The organism is Desulfuromonas sp. CSMB_57, assembly GCF_020194955.2.
Lineage (GTDB): Bacteria > Desulfobacterota > Desulfuromonadia > Desulfuromonadales > Syntrophotaleaceae > JAFCIY02.
In genome coordinates this window covers 40,048-56,544 of sequence record NZ_JAFCIY020000048.1, presented here as the reverse complement: position 1 = coordinate 56,544, position 16,497 = coordinate 40,048, and the positions used below count along the sequence as shown (strand labels likewise).

Genomic DNA, 16,497 nt, shown 5'->3' with positions numbered 1-16,497 from the left:
GCGATGAGGAACACCGTTCGTCCCCGGCAGATGTGGGTCATGTTTTTCTGGATGATGGCTTCCGATTCATAATCCAGGGCACTGGTCGCCTCGTCGAAGATGAGAATGCGCGGGTTGCTGACCAGGGCGCGCGCGATGGCGATGCGCTGGCGCTGCCCGCCGGACAGGGAGCAACCGTGCTCGCCGACCAGGGTATCGTAGCCCTCGGCCATTTCGACGATGAATTCGTGGGCGCCGGCGAGTTTGGCCGCCTGGACGACATGTTCCATGGGGATGCCCGGGTCGGAGAGGGCAATGTTGGCTCTGACGGAGCGGTTGAAGAGGAAATTTTCCTGCAGTACCACGCCGATCTGGCGCCGCAGCCAGGTGGGATCGATCTGGGCCAGGTCGATGCCGTCGATGAGCACCCGGCCGCTCTCGGGAACATAAAGACGTTGAATGAGCTTGGTGATGGTGCTTTTGCCGGAACCGGATCGACCTACCAGGCCGATGATCTTGCCCGTCGGCACCTCCAGGGACAGCCGCCGCAGGATTTCGGGGCCGTCGGGACGGTAGCGGAAGGTGACCTGGTCGAACACTACATGTCCGGTAAGGCTCGGCAGGGTAGCGCGATTGGGGTTGAAGGCGGGTTCCGGGTGGGTGTTGAGGATATCGCCGATGCGTTGTACCGAGATCCCCGCCTGTTGGAATTCCTGCCATAGCTGCACCAAGCGCAAAACCGGCCCGCTGACCCGCCCGGCCAGCATGTTGAAGGCGACCAGTTGGCCGATGGTCAGCTTGCCGTCCATGACCAGGTAGGCGCCGACCCAGATGATGGCGATGGTGGTCAGTTTGTTGATCAGGGACGCGCTTTGGCCGGCGAGGTTGCTGACATGGTGGGCCCTGAATCCGGCGCGTACGTAGCCGGCCAGCTGTTCTTCCCATAGGCGCTGCATGGCCGGTTCCACCGCCATGGCCTTGACGGTCTGGATGCCGTTGACGGACTCGACCAAAAAAGCCTGGTTTTCGGCGCCCCGATTGAACTTCTCGTTCAGGCGGGCGCGAATGACCGGGGTGACGAAAACCGAGAGCAGGATATAAAAGGGCAGGGTGCCCAGAACGATCCAGGTCAGCAGGGGGCTGTAGTAGAACATGACGGCAATGAAGACGAAGGTGAAAAACAGGTCGATGACCACCGTGACGCTGGAACTGGTTAGAAAATTGCGGATATTTTCCAGTTCGCGAACCCTTGCCACCGAGTCCCCGACGCGTCGTGCTTCAAAATAGGCCAAGGGCAGGCGCAGCAGGTGACGGAACATGCGGGCGCCGAGGCCGACGTCAATGCGGCAGCAGGTGTGGGTGAACAGGTAGGTGCGCAGGCCGCCGAGGAGGATTTCGAACAGCGCCAGGGCCAGCATGCCGATGCCCAGGACCTGCAGGGTGGTCAGCCCTTTGTGTACCAATACCTTGTCCACCACCACCTGAAAAAACAGCGGCGTCAGAAGGGCGAAAAGCTGAATGAAAAAGGAGGCGACGAGAACGTCGCCCAGCAGTCGACGATATTTGACCAGGGCAGGAATGAACCAGGTGAAATCGAAGGTGCGGTCTTCAGGGCGCAGGCCGGCACGGCGGGTCACCAGAATGAGAGCGCCGCTCCAGGTTTGTTCGAGTTCGGCTCGCGAAAGGACGCGCGGCTTTGCCTGCTCGGGATCGTGAATCAGCACCTGCTCCTGGTCAACCTTGGCCAGCAGGAAAAACCGGCCATCGCCAGTAGCGGCAATGCAGGGCAGAGGCGTTTGGGCGAGGCGTTCCCAGGAAGATAGGATCTGTCCGGTTTTAAGGCCAAGGTGGCGCGCCGCGAGCAGGATTTCCTGGCTGCCAAAACTGCTGCCGGAGCGGCCGAATTCGTGGCGCAACTGGGCAGCATCGGCGGGAAGGCCGAAAAAGCGGCATAACAGCACCAGGCAGGACAGGCCGGTATCGGACCGGTAATCAGGATGGTTCAAGCGCGCCTCGGGTCTTTTTGTCGGCAGTGGGGTCAAAGGACCATGCAGGGTATTTTTGAAAAAAGGAGCGGGTAATAGTCGATTTCTGCATTCTGGCCAAACAGGCTTCCTAATAATTTATCTGAGTTGAACGGGGATAATGAAATTAACTTTTTTATTAGCAGTAGTCAAGGTGGTTTTTTAGGTATAGAAAATGAAATTTTTTGCATACGCGGCATGTTGCGGCATTGCCATGAAGGCATTGGGCGACGCATTGTTGCAATAATTGGTTGTGTCAGAGGCAGTGTTTGGGGGCGAGCTCAAAAGATGGGAGTGGATAATGACGGGAGAACTTCATGTAGAAAAAACGGGGAACGCCAAGGCGTTCCCCGTTTTGGGGTGTGTCGGTGGGAGGTGGCGGCCGGATGACTTGGCGGTGCAAGTCGTTTGTGGAACCTGAAAGCGAGAATTACTAGCCGGATGGAAAGGGCTTCTCAGCGAGGCATGGTTCCCCTGCCTGGCCGAGGGATAAGAAAATGCCCAACCGGATCATTCATGAATGCAATGATTCCTGCCGGCCTTCCCGATGTTACCATTGACGATTTTCTCTGGCATGCCAGAGCCGCAGCACATAAATAATCTCGTCCGCGACCTCGTAGCGCATCTCGTATTGATGCAGGCGTGCCAAATCGGACAACGCCTTGCTGGTCCACTTCAGTTCCATTAGCGAGGCAGCGGCAACGGTTCGTCGGTACTCAGGCTATCCGCCCAGGCCTGAACGGAATCGTGGTTGCTGACGCGACCGGCGTCCACGTCGGCCAACGCCTCATGGGTCAAACGGTCGCGTTCTTCCTCCTGGGCGATCCAGGCTGAGAGTGCCTGCTTCATAATCCAAGCGCGTGAACGCTCCAGGCGGTCGGCCAACTGGTCTACTTTTTCGGCCAGTGGAACGGGGATATGCGCGGTCACCACTCGAGTTTCGGTTTTGGCCATGGGCAGGCTCCTGCTTGAGTTTTTCGCAGAGTATTAGATTCAGAATCAATCAAAGCGATGAGCCATCAATCAAGCAAGCAGGATGTCCATGCCCCAGCTTCCCCGCCTCAGAAGCGCACCCGCACCCGGTAGGTCAGCACCGTCTGGCCTTCGGCCGGGACCGGGATGCGCCACAGGGCGGTGCGGGCCGATTCCTTTTGATGGGGGTGGCTTTGTTGGACGATCTGCCAGTCGCCGGGCATGGTTTCCTCCACCACCACCGTGACCGCTTCCTTGCGGGCGTTCTTCAGCACGATGCGGTAGGCGCTTTCGGTCACCGTCTCGTTGGGCCCTGAAGCGATTTTCTGGAAATCGGTCTGAGTACGGTCGGCGGTGACGTCGAAGGCGTCGCCGAGGCGCAGGCGGACCTTTTCGTTTTTCGGGGTATGATCGATGCGGTCTTCACCGACGAACTGGGCGGCGCCGCCGGAATCCTTTTTGTAGACCCGCATGATGCCCATGGGCAGGGGCAGGCCCAAGCCGCTCTTTTCGGTGTTGGCGAACTCCAGGAAGACGGCGGCCTTGATTTTTCGGCCGAGGTCGCCGTAGCGGCCGCGATAATAGTAATTGCCGCCCTGCAGCCGGTATTCCTTGACCACGGGGATGCCGGAACCGCTCAGCAGGGCGACCTGCTTGACCTGGTTTTCGCGGATGGTGGTCGGCCGTTCGAGGGTGTACAGGTGATAGTCGAGGAGGCTTTCCTGCGCCATCTGCGGGGCTTCGGCGGCGGCCTTCAGGGTGCGCACGGCGAAATCGGCGGTTTCCATCTGCGCCGGGGTGACGCGATGCACGTCGCCGGCCACCAGTTGCAGGCGGGCGTTCCGGTAGGCGCTGCCGCTCTGGTTGTTGAGGGTCACCCAGCCGGACAGGTCGAGGCGATCGTCAGCGGCATTGAGTTCCGCCACGTAATCGGCCTTCCAGGACAAGCCGCCGGTCAGGTAGCTCAGTTCCACCTGTCGGCTGCCGGCAGCGGCGTTGCTGAGCTGCACCACCAGGGTCGGGCGGTCCCGCAGGTTGGCCGGCACGTCAGGATAGACCAGGCGTCCGGGGATGCCGGTTTCGATGCGATTGCCCATGCCCAGCACCACGCCGCCGTTGGCGGCCAGCACCTGGGCCGGTTCCATGGTCTCGGCGCCGGTCTGCGGATGGGTGCGCACCACCTGGACGGTGCGGCCGACATATTTTTCCAGCAGTTTCTGGGGCGTCAGCAGGTCATAGTCGAAGCTCTGTTCCACCACCGTCAAAGGCGCCTGGCCGTCAAGGCTGCGCAGCAGGGCGGTTTCCGGCATCATCCGGGCGCTGACCTCGCGCAGGGCCAACAGGCTTTCTCCCTTGGGCAGGCGCACCTGCCGCTGATCCTTGACCAGGGCCAGGTTGTCGTTGTAGATGGTCACCGCCACTGCGCGCTGATCGTCCAGGGTGCTGCGCAATTCCTCCAACGCTGCGACCGGTGCGACCAGGGTCAGCAGAACCAGGCCGCCGAGCAGACTACGGCCGCAATGTTTCACCAGACTTCGCTTCATGATGGTCCTCCGTGGATATCGGCTTGTTCCGGAAAAGGCATTTTGAACAGTCTAGCCTGACCTGAATCCTTGGCAACATTTGAGTCATGAAAAGCAGAAAGGTTTACGCCGGTTCCAAGCCGGCGAACCGCACCAGCAGTTTTTTCAGTCCGACGGTGCGGAACTGGACCATGACCTTCTGGCTTTCGCCGCTGCCCTCCAGGCGGCGCACCACGCCGACCCCGAACTTGACGTGACGCACCTGGCAGCCCGGGCGCAGCCCGTACTCTGCTTCCGGGACCAGCCGCACCTCCTCGAAAAAATCGTCCGCATCCGCCAGGGGATCGGGCTGCAGCTGTTCGAACACCGAAGCCAGGTTGTGGGACGGCGGCTGCTGCAGGACGGGCTGCGCTTCAGCCAGCAGCCGGGGGGGGATCTCCTTGAGGAAGCGGCTCGGCGCATTGTACTGGAAATCGCCGTAAATGCGCCGCCGCCGGGCATGGCTCAGGAACAGCTTGCTCATGGCCCGGGTCATGCCGACGTAACACAGGCGGCGTTCTTCCTCCACGTCGTTGTCCTGCTCGGCGGCGCGGCCGTGGGGAAACAGGCCCTCTTCCATGCCGGTCATGAACACCACCGGGAATTCCAGACCCTTGGCGGCATGCAGGGTCATGAGGGTAACCCGGTCGAGGCGGGTGTCGTAGCTGTCCAAATCGGTGACCAGGGCGACCTGCTCCAGGTAGTCCTGCAGACTGCTTTCGTCGCTCTGGTGCTCCTCCATGCTGGACAGCAGTTCCTCCAGGTTCTGCAGGCGTTCGCGGGCTTCCTCGCTGCGCTCCTCGCGCAACGTCGGCCCGTAGCCGCTCTGTTCCATGAGTTCGGCGGTCAGCCGGGGATAGGGCCATTCCTGCAGGCGGGCGGCGAAGGCATCCATCAGTTCAACAAATTGGCGGACCTTGGCGGCTGCCGCGCCCTTGAGCAGGCCGCGCTCCAAGGCCAGCCGGCAGGCCGGCAGAAAACCGCCCGCCTCCTCGTCGAGAGTGGCGATGCGATCGACGGTGACGGCGCCGATGCCGCGCGCCGGGACATTGACGATGCGCCGGGCCGACAGGGAATCGGCCGGATTGACCAGCACCCGCAGGTAGGCCAGGATGTCCTTGATCTCCTTGCGGGAGAAGAATTTCAGACCGCCGACCATGACATAGGGCAGGCCTTCCCGCACCAGGGTTTCCTCCAGCACCCGCGACTGGGCGTTGGTGCGATAGAACACCGCCATGTCGCGCAGGTGGCGGCCAAAGCGGTGCAGGCGGGCGATCTCGCCGGCCACGAAGCGCGCCTCTTCGAGATCGTCTTCCAGGGTTTCCAGGGTGATTTTTTCCCCGGGCGGATTGTCGGTCCACAGGGTCTTGCCCTTGCGGCCGATATTGCAGGCCACCACCTGCCCCGCGGCTTCGAGAATGGTGGCCGAGGAGCGATAATGCTGCTCCAGGCGGATGACCCGGGTGCCGGGAAAATCCCGCTCGAAGTGCAGGATGTTGCCGATCTCGGCGCCGCGCCAGGCGTAGATGCTCTGGTCGTCGTCGCCGACCACACAGAGGTTTTGCGAGCCGGCGGCAAGCTGTTTCACCAACTGGTACTGGACCAGGTTGGTGTCCTGGAATTCGTCCACCAGCAGATGGGTGAAACGGGCCCGGTAGCGCTCCAGGACTTGTGGGTGCTCCCGGAACAGCCGCACGGTCTGCAGCAGCAGATCACCGAAATCGAAGGCATTGGCCCGCGCCAGGCGCTGCTGATAAAGTTGATAGACGCGGACCATCAGTTGCCCGGTATAGTCCCGGGCCTCGTAATCCTCCGGCAGTTGACCGCGATTCTTGGCGCTATCGATGGCCGCCGCCGCGGCCCGCGGCTTGAGGGTTTTTTCGGCGATGTCCAATTCATCCAGGCAATCCTTCACCAGTCGCTGCTGGTCCTGGTCGTCATAGATGCTGAAATCCGACCGGTAGCCGAGGGCTTCGGCCTCGCGGCGCAGGATGCGGACACAGGCCGAGTGGAAGGTGCTGATCCAGAGATCCTCCGTTGCCCCCAGCAGCGATGCCAGGCGCTCGCGCATCTCGGCTGCCGCCTTGTTGGTGAAGGTGACGGCCAGAATGCGCCAGGGAGCGATCTGTTGCTGTTGTACCAGGTAGGCGATGCGATGGGTCAGGGTACGGGTCTTGCCCGAGCCGGCGCCGGCCAGGATCAGCAGGGGCGCACCGTGGTGCAACACCGCCTGGCGCTGGTTTTCATTGAGGCCGCTCAGCAACTCAGCCATTCTGCTCCTCCTCGAGGGTACGGGTCATCAGGGCCCGGTTGTAAGCCGATACCATGTCGCGGCGACTGATGATGCCCAGCAGTTTGCGGCCGGTTTCACGATCCACCACCGGCAACCGTTCGATGTCGCGATAGCCGATCTTGCGCATGGCCTGGTCGAGATTGTCTTCCATGTGCACGGTAATGACCTCCAGGGTGGCGAGGTCCTTGACCACCACCAGATCGAACAGATCGCGCTCGAAGACCACACCGAGAAAATCCTGGGCCGACAGGATGCCGGTCAACTCTCCCTGGCTGTTGACCAGGGGGAAATGGGTGTGGCGGGTGGTGGCGAGAAATTGGTTGAACTGGCGCAGGGTCATGCTTTCCGGAATGGCTTGGGGATCCTTTTTCATGACGTCGCCGACCAACAGGGATTTCATGATGTTGCGTTCCTTGCCCGCCTCCAGATCGATGCCGGCCCGGGTCAACTCGACGGTATCCAGGCTGTCGGCCTTCAGCCGGCGGGCGACGGCGGTGCCGACCACGCAGGCCAGCATGATGGGGATAATCAACTCATAGGAACCGGTCAACTCGAAAAGCATGAAGATGGCCGTCATGGGGGCGTGAGTGGCGGCGGCCAGGAAGGCTCCCATGCCGACCAGGGCGTAGGGCCCCGTCGCGTTGACCATGTCCGGCAGCAGTTTCTGGAACACCTTGCCAAAGGCGCCGCCGGTGGTGGCGCCGATGAAGAGAGAGGGAGCGAACAGGCCGCCCGGCATGCCCGAACCGAGGGTGATGGAGGTCGCCAAAGCCTTGATGACCACCAGGCCGGCCAGCAGCATCAAGGTGCCGTCACCATGCAGGGTCCGTTCGATGAAGGCATAGCCGTTGCCGAAGATCTGCGGACAGACGATCCCCATCAGCCCGACCAGGCCGCCGCCCACCGCCGGCTTGATCAGGGGATGCAACTTCAGGTCGGTAAAGCGGTCCTTGATGCGGAAGTGGATGCTGATGAATGCCGCTGCCAGCATGCCGACCAGCAGACCCAGGGCGAGATAGCCGAGCAGTTCGACGGGTTGAAAGGAGCCGTAGGCCGGGGCCAGCAGTTCCGGGTGATCGCCCAGCAAGGCCCGTGAAACAACCGTTGCGATGCCGCTGGCGATGACGATGGAGGTGAAGCTGGTCAGTTCGAAGGAGGAGATCAGGACGATTTCATGGGCGAAAAATACCCCGGCAATGGGGGCGTTGAAGGTGGCGGCAATGCCGCCGGCCACGCCGCAGGCGACCAACAGCTTCAAGCGATGGCCGCTCATCTTGAACAGTTGCCCCCAATAGCTGCCGATGGCGCCGCCGATCTGGGCGATGGGTCCTTCCTGGCCGGCGGAACCGCCGGTGCCCAAGGTGATGGCGCTGGCCAGGCCGCGGGTAAAGATGGTACGGCCATGGATCTTGGCGCCTCGCAGGTTGACCCGCTGCAGAAAATCGGCGAAACCGGAGCGTAGATCCTGGCCGAAAAACAGCCAGAAAGGGATCAGCAGCAAACCCCCGGTGAGGGGAAAAAACACCGACCAGAGGCGGGCCGTGCTCCAGTGTTCGAAGGAGATCTGCCAATAGGCCTGGCCCTGCTCGATGACCAGCCAGTGGATCAGCTTGATGGTATGGCGAAAGGCATAGTTGGCCAGGCCCGCCACAATTCCGACACCTACGGCGATGAGGGCCAAAAAGGTATTTTCGCTGAAGCGCAACCGACCAAGCATGGCCGTGGCGTGCCGGACCAGCCCGTTGGTCAGGGCGGTGGAGCGAATCGTTGGTCGCATGGCTCGAAATGGGGGTTGGAGGCGCAAATCGGGGCGAAGGCAGAATCGTCGGACAGCTTCCGGGCCGCGGCATTTGGTCATGGTGGAGCGAAGCCGCAGCAGACGACGCGCCGATGGGGTCTGCCGCAATGCCGGCCGTCTGGGCAGGGCCGGACGTGCCTGACAATAAAAAATCCATTATAGTATAGAGACCCCTTGATGAAATCAACCCGCAAATCGCCCCGCGCCGGTTTGGTGGGTCACAGGCAACAGTTTGGAATGGAAAGTGAGACAGCCATGGAGGAACGACCCGTAGTATTGATTACCGGTGCCGCGCAGGGCATCGGCAAGGCTATGGCCGGCGAGTTTTTACAGGCCGGTTATCGGTTGGCTTTGCTGGATGTGGATCTGGAAGCCGGCCGTGAAACGGCGGCTGAACTGGCAGCCGGCGAAGATCTGCTGCTGGTGACGGCCGATGTAGGCCGCGAAGCCCAGGTGGCAGCGGCCGTAGCCGACGTGGAGAAGGGGTTCGGGCGGCTCGACGTGCTGATCAACAATGCCGGTTTTTGCCGGCGCAAACCCCTGGCCGAGTTGAGTCTGACGGAATGGCAGCAGGTGCTGGATGTCTGCCTGACGGGGGCGTTTCTGTGCTCCCGATACGCCCTGCCCCTGTTGCGCCGGTCCCGAGGCGCCATCGTCAATGTCGCCTCCACCCGGGCTCTCATGTCCGAGCCCGATACGGAAAGCTATGCCGCCGCCAAGGGCGGGCTGGTGGCCCTGACCCATGCCCTGGCCGTCAGTCTGGGGCCGGAGATTCGGGTCAACTGCATCAGCCCGGGCTGGATCGATGTCACCGCCTGGCAGTTGCAGAGCCGTCGGCGGCCGGCGGCGATTGCCTCCGAGGACCATGCCCAGCATCCCGTCGGCCGGGTCGGGAGGCCCGAGGATGTGGCGGCCCTGGCCCTGTTTCTGGCCGGTCCGCAGAGCGGTTTCATGACCGGCCAGAACCTGGTGCTGGACGGCGGCATGACGCGCAAGATGATTTATCTGGAGTAACCGCCGGCCCGCCGGTTAAACGCATGGCGGCCGCCTTCCGCAAGGAGGACGGCCGCCATGGCATTCGTGACACCCGTGCCGGTCAGGCCTGTTGCATGGTCTGACCGATGCGGCGACCGTATTCAAAGCAGGCTTCCAGGGCGGCTTCGTCGGGTACGAACAGCACTTTCAGGGGATCTTCCACCATCCGGCAGCCCATGGCGACCAGTTCGTCGTGAACCAGCTTGGGAGCTTCGCCGCTCCAGCCGTAGGAGCCGAAGGCCGCGCCGAGGCGGTTCTTCGGTTTGAGCCCCTTGAGATAGGTCAAGACATCGGCCAAGGTCGGGAACAGGCCGTTGTTCAGGGTCGGCGAGCCGACGATCAGGGCCTTGGCGTCAAAGGCGGCGGTGATGATATCGCTGCGATGGGTGTTGCGGGCGTTCATGGGCTCGGCGCGGATGCCTTCCGCCTGCAACCCGGCGACGATGGCCTCGGCCATGGCCTCGGTGCTGTGCCACATGGTGTCGTAGATGACCAAAGCCTGGTCGCCCGGCTCCTGGCGGCACCATTCCTGATAGGCCGCTACGATTTTCAGCGGATCCTGGCGCCACATGATGCCGTGATCCGGACAGATCATCTTGATGGGCAGGTTCATCTTGACGACCTTGTCGATGAGGTTTTTGATCAGCGGCGCATAGAGCCAGAGAATATTGGCGAAATATTTCTTCGCGAAGGGCATGATGGCATCGCCGATCTCATCGTCAAAACGTTCCGGCCCGGCATAGTGCTGGCCGAAACCGTCGCTCGAGAACAGAATCTGGTCTTCGACCAGATAGCTGAACATGCTGTCCGGCCAGTGCACCATGCGGGTTTCCATAAACTTGACGGTGCGCTGGCCGAGGCTCAGTTCTTCACCGTCCTCCACGGGGCAGTAATTGAGGCCCGGCGCAAAGTGCCGGCTCAAATCCTTCAGGCCCATCTTCGAGCAGTAGATGGGCTTGTCCTTGCCGATGGCTTCCATCACCGCCGGCAAACCGCCGGAGTGATCCATTTCCGTATGGTTGCTGATCACCAGGTCAATCTTTTTCGGATCGACGATTTTAGAAACTTTGCGCAGCAGTTCGCCGACAAATTCCTTCTTCACCGTATCGATGAGAGCGATCTTTTCGTCGACGATGAGAAAGGCATTGTAGGTCGAGCCCTTCTCGGTGGAATAGCCGTGGAAATCGCGGACATTCCAGTCCACGGCGCCGACTTCGTAAATCCCTTTGGCGATTTCTATGGGCCGCATTGTTTTGTCCTTTAGTGTTGAATACAGGCTGCATCAGCCGCAGCGACACACCTGTAAAGGCTGGTAATAGTCCGCCCCGCGCCGGAAGTCAGGGACCGCCGGCGCGGGGCGCAGGGTGAAACGTCGTTGTTTCAAAGATAGTCAGGCAACGGACGGTGTTGCCGGATCCTGCCATAAGCTGTTGCGGAATCAGGCCGGTTCGAACAGATCCTTACCGGCGCCGCAGATGGGGCAGGTCCAGTCTTCGGGCAGATCGTCGAAAGCGGTTCCGGCTGCGATGTCGTTGTCCGGATCGCCCACCTGCGGATCGTACTCATACCCACAGACCGTGCAGACATATTTACCCATTGTTTCCTCCTTGTGATAAGGGATTAAAAAACTGCTCTCAATATTACAACAGGTCGACCTCAATTTCAAAGAATCCTTGCGGATGGGCACAGACCACGCAGCTCTGAGGTGCCGCGGCATCGTTCAGCAAGTGCCCGCAGTTGCGGCATTTCCAGGTGACGGATGCCTGGCGCTGGAAAACCGTACCGTTTTCAATGGCCTGCAGGATGCGCTGATAGCGTTCCTGGTGGGCCTTTTCGATGCGCCCGATCTCCTCGAACATGACAGCCAGGTTTTCAAAGCCTTCCTCCCGGGCTTCGGCGGCCATGCGCGGATACATGTCGGTCCATTCATGGTTTTCGCCTGCCGCGGCGGCCCGCAGATTGTCCAGGGTGGAGCCGATACCCTGCAGGGCTTTCAGATGCAGTTTGGCGTGTTCCTTTTCGTTGTCCGCCGTTTCCTGAAAGATGGCCGCGATCTGCTGATAGCCCTCTTTCTTGGCCACGGAGGCGAAATAGCTGTATTTGTTGCGGGCCATGGATTCGCCGGCAAAAGCTTCCTGCAGGTTGCGTTCGGTTTTGGTACCTTTCAAATTCGCCATTTTTCCCTCTCTGTCACTGAATGTTTTGGGTTGAAGTCATGAGCGGCCGCGGTCCGGTTACGGGCGATTCTTGCCTGGCTCGGAGTGGTTAACCGGTGCCCATGACGGGTCCTATAGCTCGCGGCAGCGGGCACAGCGGCCAAGAAAAACGATGGAGCACTCTTCGATGGCAAAGCCATCATGGGTCAGCGCCGGGTAGGCCAGGGCCGGCAAGCTTACCTCATGACCATCCATGACCTGTTGGCAGCCAAGGCAAACCAAGTGGGCATGGGGACGGGTATTGGCGTCGAAATGACTGCGGGCATCGGGGCAGGCGATTTTTTTAACCAAGCCGTGATGCACGAAGGTGTCCAATACCCGGTAGACCGTGGTGCGCGACAAGCCGTCCTGCTGTTCCCGCAACGCATCGAAGATCTGGTCGGCCGTCGGATGGTCGACGCGTTCCGCCAAGTGGGCGAGAATCGCTTTGCGTTGCAAGGTCAGGCTCAGTCCCCGCGCTTGGCAGAGGGTCAGCAACTCACGGTATTTTTCGTTTTGAAAAGTTGTCTTGGCGTCCATGGATGCAACAATATTGCAAATGGTATTTTGTGTCAATAGAAAAAATGTAATTTTATGCAAAAGGGTGGAGAGAGTAATGCTCCCGGCTCGGATAACAGAAAAATAATCTTTATGGGCCTTGTAATTTTCCCGGGAACTGGAAAGATTAGGGGCTTAAATTCCGTCGGATTAACAATCCGGCGTCTGATGCATTGGCAACGGGATGGATCGGGGGATCCGCAAACAACCTGCACGGAGAAGGCTTATGATGTCTGACCTGCCGCAAGGGCCTGGTTCCTCCTTGACGACACCGGATTCCGCTCCCCGTCTTCCCTCCCATGTGGTGGCCATCGGGGCCTCGGCGGGGGGGTTGGCCGCCCTGGAGGATTTTTTCGACCACATGCCGGCGGACAGCGGGATGGCGTTTGTCATCATCCAGCATCTGTCACCGGACTTCAAAAGCCTGATGGATGATCTGCTGGCCCGGCATACCCGCATGAGCATACATCGGGTTACCGAAGGCATGCGGCTGGAAGCCGATTCCATCTACCTGATACCGCCGAAAACGGTCATGACCGTTACCGATGGACGGTTGCGCCTGCGTGCCGTGGCCGGGGGGCAACACAACGAACTGCCCATCGATGCCTTCTTCCGATCCCTGGCCGAGGATGCCGGGGCGAAGACCATCGCCGTCGTTTTGTCGGGGACCGGTACCGACGGTTCCCGGGGCATTGCCCCCATCAACCAGGCGGGCGGATTGGTGCTGGTGCAGAGCTTCGACAGCGCCCAGTTCGATGGCATGCCGCGCAGTGCCTTTGCCACGGGCCTCTGCCATCTGATGCTGAACCCGGAACAGATGCCGCGGGCCATCATGGCCTATCTGCAGACGCCCGAAGGCGAGCGGCCGGAGTTTTTCCAGCAATGGCAGCAGGACGAAGAGCATGGGGAATTTCACCAGATCTTCGCCATTCTGCGCAGCCACTATCATTTGGATTTTTCCAAGTACAAGCCGCCCACCGTCGGCCGACGCATCCAGCGCCGCATGGAGTTCATGCGCCTGGACAATCCGGTCAGTTATGCGGCGTTGTTGGCGACCAACAATGAGGAGCTCGATGCCCTGTATCGGGATCTGCTCATCGGGGTGACGGAGTTCTTCCGCGACATCAAAGTGTTTCGGCGCCTGGAGCAGACCGTTCTGCCGGATTTGTTCCGCAATCGCAAGGCGGAGGAGGAGGTGCGGGTCTGGTCGGCGGGCTGCGCCACCGGTGAGGAGCCCTACTCCTTGGCGATACTGCTGGCGGAACACGCCGCCCGCACGAATTTTCAGGGCACCATGACGGTATTCGCCACCGATGTTCACCGGGTCTCCCTGGATCTGGCTTCCCAGGGTATTTTTGAAAAAGCGCGGTTGAAGAACGTCTCGCCCGAGCGGTTGGAGCGCTATTTCATTCCTGAGTCCGGTGACCGATACCGCATCAGTCCGGCGATTCGCAAGATGATCGTATTCGCACCGCACAATCTGATCAGCGATCCGCCCTTCACCCGCATGGACCTCATCTGCTGTCGCAATCTCCTGATCTACCTGCAGCCGGAGATTCAGGACAAGGTGTTGGCCCTGTTTCATTTCGCCCTCAAGCGCAACGGCGTCCTGTTCCTGGGGACCAGCGAGGGGCTGGGCAAGCTGGCGGGGGAATTTGAAACGCTGGAACATTCCTGCAAGCTGTATCGCAAGGTCCGCGATCTGCGGATTGCCCTGGACATGAAAATGGAGCCTGCCGCCCCCCGGTTTTCCGTCTCGGGCATCAGCCCCCATCCCCATCGGCTGACGGTCAGTCTCGACCGCCAACTGGTGACCGACTATGATCGCCTGCTGGAACTGTATATGCCGGCCGGCGTTCTCATCGATGAAAACCGCCATATTCTGCACTGCTTCGGGGACGTTTCCAACCTGGTCCAACAACCCCAGGGACGTTTCGAAAACGATCTGCTGGCCTTGGTTTCAGAGGATCTTAAAATACCCCTTAGTACGGCCTTGCACCGGGCGGGAAAGACCCAGAGTCACGTTACGGTGCCGAATATTACCGTTCGGCGCGGAGATGCCTGCCAGAAGCGGGATCTTTTCGTGGAATACCTGCAGGACGCCAAAAGTCCGGCGGGCCATTTTTTCGTTACCATCCAGCCGGTGCCCGTAGGAGTTCCGGAGCCGCAGATGGAGCAGAACTGCCAGATCGACAGCAATCAGGTGCCCGTGCATCTGCATTCCCGCATCGGCGATCTTGAGCAGGAATTGCAGGTTACCAAGGAGAACCTGCAGGCCACCATCGAGGAGTTGCAGACCACCAACGAGGAACTGCAGACCACCAATGAAGAGCTGATGGCGGCCAATGAAGAACTGCAGAGCACCAACGAGGAACTGCATTCCGTCAACGAGGAACTGTATACGGTCAATGCCGAATTCGAACTGAAAAACAAGGAACTGAAGCAGCTCAACCAGGATCATGAAAACCTGCTCGGCAGCACCGATGTCGGCACCGTCTACCTTGACAAGCACCTTCGGATTCGCAAGTTCAATGCGGCCATCGAAAAGATTTTCAAATTGCTGCCCCAGGATATCGGCCGCCCCATCGACCACATTGCCTGTCATCTCAATCACCAGGACGAAATGCTGCACCATATCCGTCGGGTGCTGGAAAGCGGCCAGGTCGAGGAGCGCGAGGTGGTGACGCAGGAAGGGCAGTGCCTGTTGCAGCGGTTGCTGCCCTTTCGAACGGAAGCCGGCAAGGTCGAAGGGGTGGTGCTGACCTTTACCGACATTACCCGCATCAAGGAAACGGAGCGTGCCCTGGCCGAGGCCAACGAGCGGCTCGAGAGGGAGGTGGTGCAGCGCACCGCCCAACTACAGGAAGCCAAGGCCGCGGCGGATCGGGCCAACGCCGCCAAGAGTCTGTTTTTGGCCAATATGAGCCATGAGATACGCACTCCCATGACCGGCATTTTCGGCACCATTCAATTGCTGGAAAATACCGAACTGTCGCCCCGCCAGCAGGAATGCCTGCGGACCCTGCGCATCTCCGCCGGCAACCTTATGGAAATCCTCGACGATATTCTGGATTTTTCCAAAATCGAGGCCGGCAAGATGATTCTCAATCCGGAAGAATTCTGCCTGGCAACCCTCATCGAGGAATTGCGTCAATTGCATCGGCCGCGTCTGGAGGCCAAAGGGTTGGATCTGGAGCTGGACTTGGCGGATGGTCTGCCTGCCGCTTTGGTCGGAGATGCCCTGCGCCTGAAGCAGGTGCTGTCCAACCTGTTGGCCAACGCCATCAAGTTTACCGACCGAGGCAAGGTGGGATTGCTGGTGCAACAGGTTGGGGACGCAGAGGAACAGTTGCAGTTGCAGTTTACCGTCTGGGATACGGGCATCGGGTTGGCACCGGAGGTCTTCAAACTGATTTTCGAACCCTTCACCCAGGCCGATTCGTCCATTACCCGACGCTATGGCGGCACCGGACTTGGATTGGCCATCTGCAAGAAGCTGGTGACTTTGATGGGCGGCCGGATCTGGGCGGACAACCGACCGGATGGCGGGGCGGCGTTCCATTTTACGGTGCTGCTCCATGTCCCCATGAGCCGGCATCCCGAAATTCTGCGGGGTGGTATCACGGAGAACGCCGCCATGCTACGGGGGCAGCCGGGCCTGAAGGTGCTGGTAGCCGAAGACGATGCTCTCAATCGGGAGATGATCGTCGCCATACTGCAGCATCTGGGCTGCGTGACCGTAACCGCCCAGAATGGCGCCGAGGCCATCGAGGTGCTGGCGCGTGAGCCCATCGACATGGTCCTGATGGATGTTTCCATGCCGGAAATGGACGGCGTCTCGGCAACCCGACACATTCGTTCCCTGCCTGAAACTGTCCCGCAGCGCCTGGTGCCCATCATCGCCCTGACCGCTCATGCCCTGGAGGAAAATCGCCGGCAGTTCATGTCCGCCGGTTTCAACGAAGTGCTTACCAAACCCTTCACCATCGAAGCGCTGAAAAAAGCGCTACACCGTTGCCGTCGCCAGCCGGACGAGGGGACCTCCCCGCTGCCGCCGGTCTGACGGGGTTGGCGGCCCGCA

General features: G+C 60.5%; 12 protein-coding genes. 2 read left to right on the top strand and 10 right to left on the bottom strand.

What is annotated here, in order from left to right; all coding sequences use genetic code 11:
- The 6 genes from JQN68_RS13100 to JQN68_RS13080 all read right to left on the bottom strand — a co-directional run.
- The coding region (locus JQN68_RS13100; protein ID WP_249621233.1) for a type I secretion system permease/ATPase at window positions 1-1,985 on the bottom strand (1,985 nt) is incomplete at its 3' end.
- Between the two features lie 568 nt (window positions 1,986-2,553).
- Window positions 2,554-2,688 (bottom strand): hypothetical protein, encoded by a 135-nt coding sequence (locus tag JQN68_RS14665; RefSeq protein WP_283775539.1) that lies wholly within the window; start codon window positions 2,686-2,688, stop codon window positions 2,554-2,556.
- Window positions 2,688-2,957: a CopG family ribbon-helix-helix protein gene (locus tag JQN68_RS13095; RefSeq protein WP_225072798.1), complete on the bottom strand. Its 270-nt coding sequence runs from the start codon at window positions 2,955-2,957 to the stop codon at window positions 2,688-2,690. Before JQN68_RS13095 ends, JQN68_RS14665 begins: the two co-directional genes overlap by 1 nt.
- Window positions 2,958-3,064: 107 nt before the next feature.
- Window positions 3,065-4,519, bottom strand: a complete 1,455-nt coding sequence (locus tag JQN68_RS13090; protein ID WP_225072799.1) for a DUF4139 domain-containing protein — start codon at window positions 4,517-4,519, stop codon at window positions 3,065-3,067.
- Window positions 4,520-4,622: 103 nt separating this feature from the next.
- Window positions 4,623-6,809, bottom strand: coding sequence for an ATP-dependent helicase (locus tag JQN68_RS13085; protein ID WP_225072800.1), 2,187 nt, complete (start codon window positions 6,807-6,809; stop codon window positions 4,623-4,625).
- Window positions 6,802-8,607, bottom strand: coding sequence for a chloride channel protein (locus JQN68_RS13080; RefSeq protein WP_225072801.1), 1,806 nt, complete (start codon window positions 8,605-8,607; stop codon window positions 6,802-6,804). The genes JQN68_RS13085 and JQN68_RS13080 overlap by 8 nt, the downstream gene beginning before the upstream one ends.
- A gap of 258 nt (window positions 8,608-8,865) precedes the next feature.
- On the opposite strand from JQN68_RS13080, the gene JQN68_RS13075 reads away from it, so the two are divergent.
- Window positions 8,866-9,642: an SDR family oxidoreductase gene (locus JQN68_RS13075; RefSeq protein WP_225072802.1), complete on the top strand. Its 777-nt coding sequence runs from the start codon at window positions 8,866-8,868 to the stop codon at window positions 9,640-9,642.
- An 82-nt stretch (window positions 9,643-9,724) separates the two neighbouring features.
- Here the strand turns inward: JQN68_RS13075 and JQN68_RS13070 are convergent, their stop codons facing one another.
- From JQN68_RS13070 to JQN68_RS13055, 4 genes are all read right to left on the bottom strand, one after another.
- Window positions 9,725-10,912 (bottom strand): FprA family A-type flavoprotein, encoded by a 1,188-nt coding sequence (locus tag JQN68_RS13070; RefSeq protein ID WP_225072803.1) that lies wholly within the window; start codon window positions 10,910-10,912, stop codon window positions 9,725-9,727.
- Window positions 10,913-11,101: 189 nt separating this feature from the next.
- On the bottom strand, window positions 11,102-11,260 hold the full coding sequence (gene rd, locus JQN68_RS13065) for a rubredoxin (RefSeq protein WP_225072804.1): 159 nt from the start codon (window positions 11,258-11,260) through the stop codon (window positions 11,102-11,104).
- Between the two features lie 43 nt (window positions 11,261-11,303).
- Window positions 11,304-11,840: a rubrerythrin gene (gene rbr, locus JQN68_RS13060; protein ID WP_225072805.1), complete on the bottom strand. Its 537-nt coding sequence runs from the start codon at window positions 11,838-11,840 to the stop codon at window positions 11,304-11,306.
- A 111-nt stretch (window positions 11,841-11,951) separates the two neighbouring features.
- Window positions 11,952-12,398, bottom strand: a complete 447-nt coding sequence (locus tag JQN68_RS13055) for a Fur family transcriptional regulator (RefSeq protein WP_225072806.1) — start codon at window positions 12,396-12,398, stop codon at window positions 11,952-11,954.
- A 244-nt stretch (window positions 12,399-12,642) separates the two neighbouring features.
- Here JQN68_RS13055 and JQN68_RS13050 point away from each other — a divergent pair, with 244 nt between their 5' ends.
- Window positions 12,643-16,479, top strand: coding sequence for a CheR family methyltransferase (locus JQN68_RS13050; protein WP_225072807.1), 3,837 nt, complete (start codon window positions 12,643-12,645; stop codon window positions 16,477-16,479).
- The last annotated feature ends 18 nt before the right edge of the window (window positions 16,480-16,497 follow it).

Excerpts from the sequence above, each read along its gene's own strand:
- JQN68_RS14665 (WP_283775539.1), bottom strand. The coding sequence starts at position 2,688 with ATGGAACTGAAGTGGACCAGCAAGGCGTTGTCCGATTTGGCACGCCTG.
- JQN68_RS13095 (WP_225072798.1), bottom strand. The coding sequence starts at position 2,957 with ATGGCCAAAACCGAAACTCGAGTGGTGACCGCGCATATCCCCGTTCCA.
- JQN68_RS13090 (WP_225072799.1), bottom strand. The coding sequence starts at position 4,519 with ATGAAGCGAAGTCTGGTGAAACATTGCGGCCGTAGTCTGCTCGGCGGC.
- JQN68_RS13085 (WP_225072800.1), bottom strand. The coding sequence starts at position 6,809 with ATGGCTGAGTTGCTGAGCGGCCTCAATGAAAACCAGCGCCAGGCGGTG.
- JQN68_RS13080 (WP_225072801.1), bottom strand. The coding sequence starts at position 8,607 with ATGCGACCAACGATTCGCTCCACCGCCCTGACCAACGGGCTGGTCCGG.
- JQN68_RS13075 (WP_225072802.1), top strand. The coding sequence starts at position 8,866 with ATGGAAAGTGAGACAGCCATGGAGGAACGACCCGTAGTATTGATTACC.
- JQN68_RS13070 (WP_225072803.1), bottom strand. The coding sequence starts at position 10,912 with ATGCGGCCCATAGAAATCGCCAAAGGGATTTACGAAGTCGGCGCCGTG.
- rd (WP_225072804.1), bottom strand. The coding sequence starts at position 11,260 with ATGGGTAAATATGTCTGCACGGTCTGTGGGTATGAGTACGATCCGCAG.
- rbr (WP_225072805.1), bottom strand. The coding sequence starts at position 11,840 with ATGGCGAATTTGAAAGGTACCAAAACCGAACGCAACCTGCAGGAAGCT.
- JQN68_RS13055 (WP_225072806.1), bottom strand. The coding sequence starts at position 12,398 with ATGGACGCCAAGACAACTTTTCAAAACGAAAAATACCGTGAGTTGCTG.
- JQN68_RS13050 (WP_225072807.1), top strand. The coding sequence starts at position 12,643 with ATGATGTCTGACCTGCCGCAAGGGCCTGGTTCCTCCTTGACGACACCG.